At 54.5% G+C, this 13,557-nt stretch carries 13 protein-coding genes; all 13 read left to right on the top strand.

Features of this window, described 5'->3' with window-relative positions; all coding sequences use genetic code 11:
• Positions 1-283: 283 nt before the first annotated feature.
• The 13 genes from gspC to CJA_RS16000 all read left to right on the top strand — a co-directional run bounded on the left by gspC (position 284) and on the right by CJA_RS16000 (position 13,388).
• Positions 284-1,339, top strand: coding sequence for a type II secretion system protein GspC (gene gspC / locus CJA_RS16065; RefSeq protein ID WP_238526782.1), 1,056 nt, complete (start codon positions 284-286; stop codon positions 1,337-1,339).
• Between the two features lie 15 nt (positions 1,340-1,354).
• The gene (gene gspD, locus CJA_RS16060; RefSeq protein WP_012488908.1) at positions 1,355-3,400 is read left to right on the top strand and encodes a type II secretion system secretin GspD; all 2,046 of its coding nucleotides are present in this window, start codon (positions 1,355-1,357) and stop codon (positions 3,398-3,400) included.
• Positions 3,401-3,463: 63 nt separating this feature from the next.
• A complete protein-coding gene (gene gspE, locus CJA_RS16055) occupies positions 3,464-4,978 on the top strand; it encodes a type II secretion system ATPase GspE (protein ID WP_187422493.1) in 1,515 nt (504 codons plus the stop codon).
• A gap of 15 nt (positions 4,979-4,993) precedes the next feature.
• A complete protein-coding gene (gene gspF, locus CJA_RS16050; protein ID WP_012488906.1) occupies positions 4,994-6,229 on the top strand; it encodes a type II secretion system inner membrane protein GspF in 1,236 nt (411 codons plus the stop codon).
• A gap of 36 nt (positions 6,230-6,265) precedes the next feature.
• Entirely contained in the window at positions 6,266-6,721 is a 456-nt protein-coding gene (gene gspG, locus CJA_RS16045; protein ID WP_012488905.1) for a type II secretion system major pseudopilin GspG, read from the top strand.
• The gene (locus CJA_RS18835) at positions 6,684-7,352 is read left to right on the top strand and encodes a prepilin-type N-terminal cleavage/methylation domain-containing protein (RefSeq protein ID WP_158304081.1); all 669 of its coding nucleotides are present in this window, start codon (positions 6,684-6,686) and stop codon (positions 7,350-7,352) included. The genes gspG and CJA_RS18835 overlap by 38 nt, the downstream gene beginning before the upstream one ends.
• The gene (gspI, locus tag CJA_RS16035; protein WP_012488903.1) at positions 7,352-7,837 is read left to right on the top strand and encodes a type II secretion system minor pseudopilin GspI; all 486 of its coding nucleotides are present in this window, start codon (positions 7,352-7,354) and stop codon (positions 7,835-7,837) included. The genes CJA_RS18835 and gspI overlap by 1 nt, the downstream gene beginning before the upstream one ends.
• Positions 7,818-8,507 carry a type II secretion system minor pseudopilin GspJ gene (gene gspJ, locus CJA_RS16030; protein ID WP_012488902.1) on the top strand — a complete coding sequence of 230 codons (690 nt, stop codon included), beginning with the start codon at positions 7,818-7,820 and terminating at the stop codon, positions 8,505-8,507. The genes gspI and gspJ overlap by 20 nt, the downstream gene beginning before the upstream one ends.
• The gene (gspK, locus tag CJA_RS16025; protein ID WP_012488901.1) at positions 8,476-9,633 is read left to right on the top strand and encodes a type II secretion system minor pseudopilin GspK; all 1,158 of its coding nucleotides are present in this window, start codon (positions 8,476-8,478) and stop codon (positions 9,631-9,633) included. Before gspJ ends, gspK begins: the two co-directional genes overlap by 32 nt.
• 94 nt (positions 9,634-9,727) lie before the next feature.
• The gene (gene gspL, locus CJA_RS16020) at positions 9,728-11,002 is read left to right on the top strand and encodes a type II secretion system protein GspL (protein ID WP_012488900.1); all 1,275 of its coding nucleotides are present in this window, start codon (positions 9,728-9,730) and stop codon (positions 11,000-11,002) included.
• A gap of 10 nt (positions 11,003-11,012) precedes the next feature.
• Positions 11,013-11,495, top strand: coding sequence for a type II secretion system protein GspM (gspM, locus tag CJA_RS16015; RefSeq protein WP_012488899.1), 483 nt, complete (start codon positions 11,013-11,015; stop codon positions 11,493-11,495).
• A gap of 41 nt (positions 11,496-11,536) precedes the next feature.
• Positions 11,537-12,349 (top strand): type II secretion system protein N, encoded by an 813-nt coding sequence (gene gspN / locus CJA_RS16005; RefSeq protein WP_083766889.1) that lies wholly within the window; start codon positions 11,537-11,539, stop codon positions 12,347-12,349.
• A 52-nt stretch (positions 12,350-12,401) separates the two neighbouring features.
• Positions 12,402-13,388 (top strand): FAD:protein FMN transferase, encoded by a 987-nt coding sequence (locus tag CJA_RS16000; RefSeq protein ID WP_012488897.1) that lies wholly within the window; start codon positions 12,402-12,404, stop codon positions 13,386-13,388.
• Positions 13,389-13,557: the final 169 nt, after the last annotated feature.

Below are 13,557 nucleotides of genomic sequence, written 5' to 3'. Positions count from 1 at the left end.
GGGTTTTTTTGTGATTTCCGCGCAACTTGTTAACAAACTTTGCCTCAAACGAGAACTGCTCGTGGGGGTAGTGGAGAGCTGTTTGGCGCGCCTTGCGTAGGTTGGGTCTCAGTCTTGCCGCCTGATTTCGCATTTGCGCTGGCTATAGAGTACAATCCGGCAGCTTTTATAACCATAACGCACTAAGCTTTCGGGTAGTATGGGTGCATTGACCGGTATCAGGCCGGAAACCCGCTTCCCTCCAACGCTATCTTTCAACAGTGCCAAGGATTTAACCCAGTTCATGTCCGAATCCATGCATCAGTCGCACTCTTCCAGCCGCGCCGCGCTAGCACAGCGCAGCGCGCAATTGGAGCAGCATCTCAACCAGTTGCTGGCCGGGGCAAAGCGTATCCCCCTGCGTACCTGGCAATGGATCATTACCTTCTTCCTGGTGTTATGGCTGAGCCATACACTGGCCCAACTCTTCTGGCTGTTAATGCCAAGTCCGCAAATCCCTCCGGCCAGTATTGCCCTGGTAGCAACCGGGGGCGCTGGTTCAACCGGCCAGGCGGCAGAATCCTCGATCAATATCAACCAGCTAAAAACCCTGACACCGTTTGGCAATGCGCCGGTTGCGGCCCCCGAGCCGGAGCAGCCCCAGGCAGCAGCGACAACCGGTATTGAAGATGATGCCGCGGATACCCAGCTCAACCTGGTGTTGCGCGGTGTGCTGGCCAGTAACCACGAACAGGCGGCGCGCGCTGTGATTTCCTCGGGCGACCGCCAGGAAGTCTACGCGATAGGCGACAAGTTACCTGTGGGCAATAATGTGACCCTCGCTAAAGTGCTCGATTTGCGCGTGATCATCAGCAATAACGGTAAGTATGAGTCCCTTTGGCTCTTTAAAGATGATCCCAATGCGCCCAAGATTGCCTCGCCCATGGCCCGTCCTCCGGCGGGCAATCCCCAGCGCGATTCCGGTTATGCCCAGGCACCTTTCCAGCAGCGTCCTGTCCATGTAGATCCGCAGCCTGAGCAGCGCCAGTTTGGTCCTGACCCGGCGGGCGATCCGCGTATGGCCGCGATGGGCAATACCCTGGCCGATGTGGTTGCTATGAGTATCCATCGCGAAGGTGGACAAGTGGTTGGTTACAAAATCCGCCCCGGCCGCAATGCCGAAATGTTTAATTCCCTGGGCTTGCAGACGGACGACATAGTCACCGCCGTTAACGGTGTGCCTTTAACCAGTCCGGGGAAAATCATGGAAATCTACAAAAACATGAGCAATGCCACCTCCGCCAACCTGGAAATAAAACGCGGCGGCAGCGTGATCAATCTCGATATAGTGCTTAATTAAAAATGAGGTCGCCCAGTGAACCGCGTTAATGCTCACAACACTAGTTTCTTCAAGGGCCTGTTGCTGGCTACCCTGGTAGCAGCAGGCAGCGCTGTCTGGGCGCAGGATCCAACCTCTACCAATGCACAGGGCGAGCAGACCTGGACGGTCAACTTTAACGATACCGATATCCAGGAAGTGATTAAATTCATTGCCGGTGCTACCGGCAAAACGATCATTATCGACCCCAAGGTGCGCGGCCCGATCAAGGTCATCAACAGCAAGCCGCTTACGTCCAAGGAAGTCTATGAACTCTTCCTCGCCTCCCTGGATGTCTACGGATTTACCGCGGTGGAAAGCGGCAACATCGTGCGTATCGTTGCCAACCGCGATGCGCGCAACCTGCCGATTCCAACAGAAAAAAACGTTAATGTTCGCGATGACTTATACATTACCCAGGTCATTCCGCTGAAAAATACCAGCGCTGCAAAAATCCTGGCGGCATTGCGTCCACTGGTACCGCAGTATGGTCACCTGACGACCTACGAACCCAGTAATGCACTGATTATCACCGACACCCGCGCCAACGTCGCGCGTATGAATGAGTTGGTGGTGCAGCTGGATAAAATTGGTATAACCCAGACGGATGTCATTCCCTTGCGCTACGCCAATGCCACTGAAGTGGTCAATATGCTGACCCAGTTGGAAAAGCCCGATCCCAACCGCGGTATGACAACCTCCCCGCCGGTGATTGTGGCGGACAAGCGTATTAACGCAGTGGTGATCAGTGGCGATGACATGTCGCGCCAGCGCCTCAAATTCCTGATTGATGATCTGGATCGCCCGCAGACCAAGAATGCCAATGTGCGCGTGGTTTATCTGCGCTATGCCAAGGCGGAAGATGTTGCCAAGGTACTGACCGGCATGATGCAAAGCTTCACCCAAAGCCGCCAGGCCGAGGGCGCTGCACCCAACACGCAGCAGCCGGGTGTGCAGGCTGACCCGGCGACCAACTCAGTCTTGCTGACAGCGGACGTGGATACCATGGACACCATGCTATCGATTGTTGACAGCCTTGATATCCGTCGCGCACAAGTATTGGTTGAAGCCATTATCGCCGAAGTATCAGACGAAGACGGTAAGGAATTGGGCATTGAGTGGATGTACCGCGATGATAAATATGGCTTTGGCGCCTCTGCCAATGGTTCACGCGGATCTATCGGCGGTATTGGCTCCGCGGTATTAGCCGCGAGCGATAAAAATGCGAGCCAGGATGATAAGGATACCGCGCTGGCCAACCTTGCTTCCGGTTTATCCGGCTTGTCCGGGCAGATGTTTGGCTTTGGTCGCCTGGGTGAGCGCACCGACTTCCTGGCGGTGTTAAAACTGATGCAGTCCAGCAGTAAAACCAACATTCTTTCTACCCCCAGCCTGTTAACCACGGATAACAACCAGGCGGTTATATCGGTTGGTCGCCAGGTGCCTTTCCGCACCGGTTCCTACAGCGCAGTCGGCACCGGCGGGAACAGTACGATCGGCAGCCCGTTCACCACCATTAACCGTGAAGATGTCGGCCTTAAGCTGGAAGTGACGCCGCACATCAATGAAGGCGACAGTATTGTGCTCGATATCAAGCAGGAAGTATCAAGCTTGTCTGATGTCAGCAGTGAAGACGGCATTATTACCAACAAGCGTGAAATCCAAACCCAGATACTTTCTTCCGATGGTGAGACGATTGTCCTGGGGGGCTTGATTACCGATGAAGTCCAAACGGGTGAGCGTCGAGTCCCTGTGCTTGGCAGCATTCCTGTGCTGGGCCAATTATTCCGTAGCCAGACATCGTCAAAATCCAAAACCAACCTGCTGGTATTTATCCGCGCAACCGTTGTACGCGATGACAAGGTGCTTACCGGCTCAACCGCTGAAAAATACCGCCTGATTCGCGAAGAGCAGCTGAACCATGTGCGCAACCGTGGATTGCTGGTGAGGAAAAGTGAAATCCCGGTATTACCCGAGTGGGAGAGCCGCCAGCCAGTCATTGATCTCCGCCAGGATCCAGAACCTGCCAAGGCTGAGGAATAAGCTGTGACCGAGCATGCCTTGAGCGATTCACCGGTTGTTCTGGTCGCCGAACCAGGCCTGCCGGTGGTTGTGGATTCTGATGTTGTTGATGAGGCCGCTGTGCCTGTCTACGAGCGCCTGCCTTTCAGTTTTGCCTCAACCCATGGGGTGATGCTGGATACGCTGGAGTCCGGGCAAAAGCCGCGCGTGCTGTTTCGCGCCGGATTAACGCTGGATGTATTCCTCGAATTGCAACGGGTATTGGGCGCGGATTTTGAGCTGGAAGAGCTGCCCTCGGAAGATTTCCAGAAGCGCCTGACACGGGAGTACCAGAGCGGTGACGGCGCCGCGCAACGCGCCGCAGAAGACCTGGGCAATGAGTTTGACCTGTCTTCCATGGCCGATGATTTGGCGGATCGAACCGACCTGCTTGCCGGTGATGATGATGCGCCGATTATCCGTCTGATTAACGCCATTTTGTCCCAGGCAGTGCGCGAGGGGGCGTCGGATATTCACCTGGAACCTTTTGAAGATCGGGTATCGGTGCGTTTCCGTATCGATGGCGTACTGACCGAGGTGCTTTCGCCCAAACCCGAACTGGCGCCGGTACTGGTATCGCGTTTGAAGGTAATGGCGCGCCTGGATATCGCTGAAAAACGCCTGCCCCAGGATGGCCGTATTACGGTTCGCCTCGCTGGCCATGCGGTGGATATTCGCGTATCTACCATTCCCTCGGCGTTTGGTGAGCGTATCGTACTGCGTCTGCTCGATCAGGCCGCCGGCCAGCTGAAACTTGAACAGCTGAATATGCCGCGCCATGTGATGGAGCGCTTCGCCAAAAACCTGCTGAAACCTCACGGCATTATCTTGGTGACCGGTCCTACCGGTTCCGGTAAAACCACCACCCTCTATGCCGGCCTCAGTCATATCAACACCCGCAGTCGCAATATCCTCACCATCGAAGACCCGGTGGAATATCTGTTGCCCGGTATCGGTCAAACCCAGGTTAACACCAAGGTCGATATGACCTTTGCACGCGGTTTGCGCGCCATCCTGCGCCAGGACCCGGATGTGGTGATGGTGGGTGAGATCCGTGACGGTGAAACGGCGGAAATCGCTATCCAGGCATCGTTGACCGGTCACCTGGTGTTATCAACATTGCACACCAATACCGCCATCGGTGCAGTGCTGCGTTTGAAAGACATGGGGGTTGAGCCCTTCCTGCTGGCATCGAGTTTGGAAGTGGTCATGGCGCAGCGCCTGGTGCGTTTGCTGTGCAGCCACTGTAAGGAACAATACGTCCCCAGCGACGCCGAGCGCGATATGCTCAAGTTGCCGGCAAATACCTCGATTTATCGCCCGGCGGCCTCCGGTTGCAAACATTGCAACCATCAGGGCTATCGCGGTCGTAAGGGTATCTACGAATTAATTGAAATCAATGAGCGCCTGCGCCACCTGATCCACGAGCAGGCGGGCGAGCAAGAGCTGCTCACGGAGGCGCGCAAACACAGTCCATCGATCAGCGACGATGGGCGCCAGTGTGTGCTTGACGGTATTACCAGCATTGAAGAAGTGCTGCGTGTAACCACCCAGCTGTAACCGCGGAGTAAAGCCATGGGTGCCTACAGCTACAAAGCGCTGAATGAAGATGGAAAAACCGTTAAGGGCATCCTTGAAGGGGATTCCGAGCGTCATATCCGCGCGCAGCTGCGCGCTAAAAAACTCAAACCGCTGGAAGTCCTGAGCAGTAGCGCGGAGTCTGCGGCCAATAGTGAAAATACGGGGCTTGGCGGCTGGGGGCGTCGCCGTGCAGGCAAATTGAGCGTGCGCGACCTGAGCCTGATTACCCGCCAATTGGCATCCCTGGTGCGCTCCGGCTTACCCCTGGATGAGGCTCTGCAGGCAACGGCGAAACAATCGCAAAAAGCCAATGTAAAACGGGTGGTGTTACAAGTGCGTACCCGTGTACTGGAGGGGTTCAGCCTTGCCCAGGCCATGGGGGACAACCCGGGTGCCTTCAACGATATGTACCGCGCGCTGGTGCGCGCGGGTGAAGGCTCGGGCTATCTCAGTCCGGTGCTGGAACGCCTGGCGGATTACACCCAAACCAGCCAGCAGTTGCAGCAGCGCATCAAGATGGCAATGATCTACCCGGTCGTGATGCTCATGGTTAGTATCGGGGTAATTGTGGCGCTGATGGTGTGGGTCGTCCCCAAGCTGGTCAAAATCTTTGAGCAGGGCGGACGCGAGCTGCCGATGCTGACCCAGGCATTGATCGCCTGTAGTGAGTTTTTGCAAAACTATGGTGTTGTGCTCTTTATCGCCATTATTGCTGTTTATTTTGGTATCCAGCATTTGTTGCGCGACCCCAAGCGTTTGCGCGCCTGGCATGTTATGCAATTAAAACTGCCGGTAATTGGTGAATTGGTTAAACAGATTAACTCATCGCGTTTTGCCGCCACCCTGAGTTTATTGTCAGCCAGCGGTGTGCCGCTGTTGCAGGCGCTCAATATTTCCGGCCAGGTCATGACCAACAAGGTGATGCAGGAAGCCTGCGACTCTGTCGCGGCGGCGGTGCGTGAAGGGACCAGCCTGAATCGCGCCATGGAAAACAGCGGTGCATTCCCGCCGCTGTTGGTGCAGCTGGTGGCTTCGGGCGAAACCAATGGCACCTTGCCGCAGCAACTGGACAACGCCGCGCGCGACCAGGAGCGGGAACTGGAAATGATGCTTGGTGTTGCTATGGGCCTGTTGGAACCGGCAACCATTATTTTTATGGGTGGCGCTGTGTGTTTGATCGTCTTGGCGATACTCACGCCCATCTTTGAAATGACCCAGATGGCCTCCTAAGGCCATTCTTTGTTTGAGTGACTGGAGAAGAATAGTATGAATAACATTCGTGCAATGAAACATCGCGTCCAGCGCGGTTTTACCCTGATCGAAATCATGGTGGTGGTGATCATCATCGGTTTGCTCGCCGGTATTGTCGTGCCCAACGTCATGGAAAGCCTGGACAAGGCTAACGTGCAAAAAGCCCGTGCCGACTTTAAAGCTCTGCAGACGGCACTCAAGCTGTACCGCATCGATAATTTTAACTACCCGACAACCGAACAGGGCCTTGAGTCGCTGGTGACCAAGCCTACGATTGCGCCCTTGCCGCGCAACTACAAGGCAAATGGTTACCTGGAAACCCTGCCCAAAGATCCATGGGGCAATGATTACCAATATATGAGCCCGGGTCAGGGACATGAATATGACATCTACAGCCTTGGCGCCGATGGTGTAAATGGCGGCGATGGCCAGAATGCCGATCTTTCTGTGTGGGATGATGGCACTCAGTAAACCCCGGTTGTCGCGCGCGCGCCACCTGCAACAGCAGGGTTTTACCCTGATTGAAATCATGGTGGTGGTGATTGTGATCGGTGTGGTCATTGGTATGGTGACGATTGCCGTCGGAGCCAATGACCCGCGCACCATAGCCCGCAAGGCTGCCGAAGATTTCATGCTGCGCACGGTATATCTCTCGGAGCAGTCGGTGCTCAAGGGGGAGACCTACGGTTTTTTCCTCGAAGAGCGCCCCCTCGCCGAGGTTAGCACCGAGGCGAGTAGTGAATGGTGCTATTACTGGCGCCGGGTGCGCGACAGGAATTGGGATGCGCTCCCCGAGTTTCCCGACGATACCTGCTTACCGGAAGGTGTAACCATTGAAGTGATGGTGGATGAACGCCTGTGGAAATACGATCCGGAGCTGGAGTTCCAGGATCCGGTATTTGGTTTGTATCCCAGTGGCGATACCTCGGGCGAAATAGAAATTGCACTTTTCAAAGCCGATGCCATGAGCGCGCGCGAGGACGATATAGAGCGTATTACGCTCAACCTCATGGGCGAATTGCACTGGATAACCGAAGAGGATCGCCTGGGTATTAAGCGCGATGATCGCTACGAGTCATCCGGCAGGAGAATGTTCCGCTAATGGCTACCAGCAGATTAACCAGAGGCAGGCGGAGCGTTGCCAAGGCGTTGGGGTTTACCCTGATTGAAACCATGATTGCCCTGATGATTGCAGCCGTTGCTCTTCCCGCGTTGGTAACCCTGGTCATGACGCAACTGGACGGGGCCGCCAGTATCCGCGATAAAACCTATGCCTACTGGGTGGCAGAAAACCAGATGGCACGGATCAAATTACTGCAGCAGCAAAAGTTGCAAAACAAGATTGGCAACTACCAGCTGCCGGAAAAAGAATCCGGTGTGACGGTGATGTTGGGATTGCGCTGGCAGTGGCAAATGAAAACAATTGAATTGGATGGTTTACCCGTTAAAGGCTTCAAGCGCGTGGAGATTGATGTGCGTTTGCTGGGCCTGGCGGAGGGGGTCAGTCTGGGCGGGACGATTGTCGATGAAAATTCACCGCCACTGGCCAGCCTGATGGGGTATATAAATGATCCCGAAGCCTTTTAATCCGCGCGCTGCGCAGCAGGGCTTCACACTGCTGGAAGTCGTGATTGCCACGGTAATTGCAGCGCTGATTGGTATTATGGCATTCGGTGCACTGGATGGTGCCAGTCGCGGGGCGGAGCGTACCAACACGGTACTGGATGAAATCAATCGCCTGGACCGCACCTGGCAGATTATCGCCAATGATTTGCGCCATGTGTTGCCACCCGATGGGCGCAATACCATTTTTCAGGCCCAGACATTGCAAACACCCGGCGAGCATGCCGAACAGTTATTGATGTTATTCAAGCGACGTGCCTGGGTAAACTTTTCCAACCAACCGCGCAGCGATTTGCAGATGGTGGGGTACCGGCTTGATGAGGGGATACTCTGGCGCGATTTCCTGCCGGAGTTTAATCGCGATGTCTCCCAGATTGATATGGAGCGCGAAGCCTTCCACCAGCGCCTGCTGGAAAATGTTGAAGATGTGCAGCTGCGTTTCCTGCACCAGAATTTGCTGAGCCTGAATGGCAAAAGTGTTCTGGAGGGGCAGGGCTACAGCGATAACTGGTTGCAACAGTGGCCTGATCCGGCCCAGGCGGGGGCAACAGGCCTGCCGATTGCCGTTGAAATTACGCTCAAGATTAAAGGAGTTGGTGCCAGTGTGCGTCTATTCGTCTTTCCTGAGCAGTAACCCGGCCCATGGCAAGCGCCGCTCGCCGATTGCGCGGGAGCGAGGCGTTATTTTGATCGCAGTGCTGTTGATCGTGGCCATAGTGGCAGGATTGGGGATCAAGTTTGCCAGTCAGTATCAACTGGGCTTGGCTCGCGCCGAGAGCCGTTGGCACGGTACCCAGGCGCGCCAGTTCCTGGAGGGCACAGAAGAAGTTGCGAAACTGTTGTTTCCCGAGGCGGACCTCGACCCCAATACCGACTATCTGGGTGAGCCCTGGAATAACCCGGTGCCGATTGAGGAAGAAGGCGTGACAGGGGTTGCCCAATTAATGGATGCAACCAGCCAGCTCAACCTGAATGATCTGGGTGATGCATTAGTGGGAGACAAGCCCATAGGCTCTCCAGAGCGCTATAAGGAGCCGCAGCGGCGTTTCATCCGCTTGCTGCAATCATTTCCGGAATTACCGATTTCGCAGCAGGATGCAGAAGGCTTACTGGAAGCTATTGTTGACTGGATAGATCCGGACGATAACGAATCGGGGATGTACGGTGCGGAATCCAATTACTACCAGGGTTTGGCAGATCCCTACCTGGCGGCCAATGCCCTGTTCAAATCCGTGGATGAGTTGCGCCTGGTGCGTGGTTTTAATGAAAACCCGGAACTGGTAAATGTATTGCTACCGTTTATTACCGTGTTACCGGGTAATGCGGTGGGGATCAATATCAACACCATTGAGGCGACCATCAACCAGGAGACGGCCAACGGTATACAGCAGCGGGCCAACAATTTGATTCGCAGCCTGGGTGGGGTTAATGACCTGACGCCATTGAGTGATGAAGATGCCGTGCAATTTATGTCCATGCGCCCTGAAACCGGCTTTCCGGATAATGGGGTCCTGATTGAGGAGTGGACCAAGATTTTTGGCGATCGCAATCTGGACGGCACCGGCTTGAATCTCAAGTCGGGATTTTTCTGGCTCAATGCCAGTGTCCAAATGGGTGATCAGCGTCGCAGCATGCGCAGCCTGATGTTGCGCGGCGAAGAAAACAAACTGAAAGTCATTCAGCGGGAAGATGTGTATGAATTACCGCGAGTGGTCAATACGAAGGAAAAAAAGAAAAGCTCATCACTGTTTTCAAATTAAGGTGATGGACTTGGTTTTGGCAAGGGGGTGGGCAAATCCCTTTGGCGGAATAGAATCGTTAACAATTCTGATAACAAGGTAAGCAGAGCCGATTATGTCTATGCAACTGGTGCTCTCGATAACAACCTCGGAGGATGGTAAAGGCCTCGGGGACTTCTTTCGCTGGTGTTGGCTGGGGGCAGATGGCCAGGCCAATGCGGACAGTGGTGACCGCGACGCGCTGCGCACGGCCATCCTGCAGGATGCCAATCCCAAATCGGCCTGGCTCATTGTGCCGGGGTCGCGTGTCGCAACGCGCGCGCTTGAATATTCGGATAAAGAGAAAAAACACCTGCGCAACCTTTTGCCTTATCAATTGGAAGACACCGTAATTGGCGATGTCGAGGATTTTCACTTCGCCTTGTCAACACCGCGCGATGGCCATGTCACCCTGGCCTATACCGATAAAAACTGGTTGCACATGGTATTTGCTGAACTGGCCTCTCTGGGGCTGGAAATTACGCGCTGCTGGTCGGCTCCTATGACCCTGCCACTGGTGAAAGCAGAAGACACCGACAGCGGTGCACCAGACCAGGCGATTGCCGAGCATTGGACACTGGGACTTTACCAGGGCCAATTGCTATTGCGTCACAATGCCTACCAAGGGTTCAGCGCCAGTTCGTCCTACGCCCCCCTGGCGTTGCAACTCCTGCTAAACCAGCGCGAGTCCAGCGATTTACCCGCATTGCATTTGCGTGCAGCCAGTGAGGCTGAGCTGGATAGCTTGCGCGGCTTATTGCCCTCCATGTTGCAAGGGCAGATCGCCAGCCAGCAAATTGCCGATGAATGGGCCCTGGATTTCGGCACCAATACCATTGACCTGTGCCAGGCCGATTTCTCCCAGCGTTTACCGGTTGAGCGCTGGTGGAAGCTGTGGAAATCCGTTGCTATTTTCGCCGGTGTTTGCCTGCTGGTGTATTTCAGTACAGCGTTGTTTGAGATTCGTAAACTGGGCAAGGAAAACCTGGCCATTCGCCAGGACATTGAAGCGGCTGCACGCCTGGCAATTCCACAGGGGCGAATTGTGGATGCGGAAAAACAACTCACTGGCTTATTGCGCCAAATGGAACCTGCCCAGGCATCGGGCAGTGTCATGACCCTGTTGGCCAAAACCCTGCCGCAAATTGCAGCACTGTCCAGCGTACAAATTAAAGGTGTTGCCTATAGCAGTGAAACCGGCGAGCTGAATATTAATATTCAGGCAGATAGTTTCAGTACCTTTGAAACCCTCAGTTCAAATATCCAGGCCCAGGGCCTGGCTGCCGAATTACTGAGTGCCAACGTTCAGGGCAATGTGCAGACTGCGCGCCTGAAAGTCAGTAAGCAGTGAGGATAATGTGATGAATCAGCTTTTCGCCTTTCTCAACCGCTACCAGCGCCGCGAACAAATTGCCCTGTTGGCACTGGGTATTGCTGTAGTGATTTTTTTATTGTGGATATTGATATTGGCTCCCCTGCAGAAAAAGCGTGAACAGCTGCAAACCGCCAATACGGCTGCGACCCAAACGCTGGGAAAGGTGCGCATTATGGCGGCACAAATTCAGCAGGCCCGCGACCAGGGCGGCCAGGCGCGCTCCGGCGAAAATATCAGCGGTTTAATTGATTCAAGCTTGCGCGGCAATGGACTCACCATGAGCGGATTTCAGCCGGGGGTTGCCGGTGAAGTTCGGGTTCGTCTCGATCGCGCCGCCTATGAGCCGCTTATGCAATGGCTGTACGAGTTGGAGTTTAAACACGGTGTCAGCGTGCGCGACCTGTCCCTGGCCGCTACCAATGATCCCGGTTTAGTCACTGTGAACCTGCGCCTGCAAAAAGCCCAATAGCTTTTAGCGTTCAGGGTTCTTAATTTGGACACAAGGTTTTTATGAATCAATTGCTGGCTCGTTTTTCTGCCGATCGTTTGCCCACCAGTAATCGCTGGTGGATTTTATTGGGCGTTGGCTTGTTTGTTTTTTTCCTGTTGCGCCAGATTCCGGCAACCTGGGGTGCTTATGCACTGACACGTGGTACTGGCCTGGCCTTGTCGGGTATCACCGGTACCCTGTGGGAAGGGCGAGCCAGCCTCGCCAGTGTGCGCTTGCCCCAAGGGCAGGAGCAGTCCTTGGGACAACTGTCCTGGGATCTCAATCCTCTGTCATTGCTGTTACTCAAGCCCTGTGCTGATATTGCCACCAAGCTGGATCGGCAGAGCTTTACCGGTTATGTCTGTGCGTCCAGTAATGGCAGCCTGCGTGTGAGCGATGCCGATTTATCCATGCCTATTGCCCTGGTGCAATCTATGCTGCCTATCCCCGTCAATGGCCAGCTTTTAGTGCATATTGATGAACTCCAACTGCGCGGCAATGTGCTGGGCAAACTTAACGGCAACCTCAGTTGGAATGGTGCGCAGGTTAACAATGGCGCTAACTGGATGGATGTCGGTAACTATGCTGCACAGCTGAAGGATGATGGCAGCAATGGTGTACTGGCCAAAGTATTCCAGTTGTCCGGACCGGTAGAGCTGGATCTTACGGTTGAGTTGAAGGCGCCATCCGGTGGTCGGGTGCATGGACAACTGCTGATGGACAAGGCGTTTGTCGACGCCAGTAATGCCGCAGGTTTACTGGCGATGATTGCACAGCCGGGCGAAGCCGATCCCAATGGCAAAAGCCGCTACCAGGTGGACATGTCACTCTGATAATTATCCCGTTGCATCGCAGGAGCAGGCGCTGTTGAGCCCATTTGTGTTTATGTGCCGCCCGCTTTTTGGAGGGCTGGCACTGTTGATATTATCCTCCCATGCCATGGCTGCCTGGCACGGCGATACCCAGGATATTATGGGAACCCGTGTCAGTGCGGTGCTTTGGCATGACGATCCGCTCCAGGCCGAAGCAGCCCTGGCTGCGGTGATGGAAGAAATGCGGCGCATTGATCGCGAATTCAGTCCCTATATCGAATCCAGCCAATTATCCCGCGCAAACCAGCTTGCACCTGCTGCCAATGCCCAAAAGCCGTTGGTGATTTCTCCTGAGCTGGCGCTATTGATCGAAAGGTCACTGCATTACGGTGAACTTACCGGTGGAGCCTTTGATATTACCTATGCCTCCCTGGGGCGTTACTATGACTATCGCGCAAAACTGAAGCCTGATGAGGCCGAGCGCGAGGCAGTGATGCCTGCGATTAATTACCGTTATGTGCATCTGGATAAACATTCCCATAAGCTTTGGTTTGAGCATCCGCGTGTTTACATCGACTTGGGGGGAATCGCCAAAGGCTACGCCGTAGATAGGGCCATTGCGATCTTGCAGGCGCGGGGGGTTAAGCATGCCACCGTCAGTGCAGGTGGCGATAGTCGCTTGTTAGGGGATAAGCGTGGTCGTCCCTGGGTGGTCGGCATTAAAAATCCTCGTGCCGAAGAGGGGGTGGTTATCAGTTTGCCCCTGGAAAACTGTGCTATTTCCACCTCGGGAGATTATGAGCGCTATTTTATTGATGAGCAGGGCGAGCGTGTGCACCATATTATGAACCCTCGTACGGGCAAATCTGCCAGGGGAATCATGAGTGTCACCATCATTGGTCCGCTGGGATTCGATACCGATGCACTGTCTACCTCCGTGTTTGTGATGGGGGTTGAAAAAGGGTTGGCGCTTATCGAGGGTATGCCCGGCTATGATGCTGTTGTTATCACCGAGGCAGGCAAGGTTCACTATAGTAAAGGGCTCACTCCACCGGAATAGCGGGTGGTTAGCGGAAATTTAGGCCGGGACAAAACTTGTTATTGAGTGACAAATTTTGTTGTTAGTGTTATCGCAGCGTCATTTATTACAACCATAAATCAAAAAAGAACTAGGCTTTCATGGGGTGTAGTTCACAGATACCCATCATGCTCCGAGAGCCCATTCGGAT

Source organism: Cellvibrio japonicus Ueda107, from assembly GCF_000019225.1.
Lineage (GTDB): Bacteria > Pseudomonadota > Gammaproteobacteria > Pseudomonadales > Cellvibrionaceae > Cellvibrio > Cellvibrio japonicus.
Note: the sequence above shows the minus strand (reverse complement) of the source record. Positions and strands in the feature narration are given on the sequence as shown.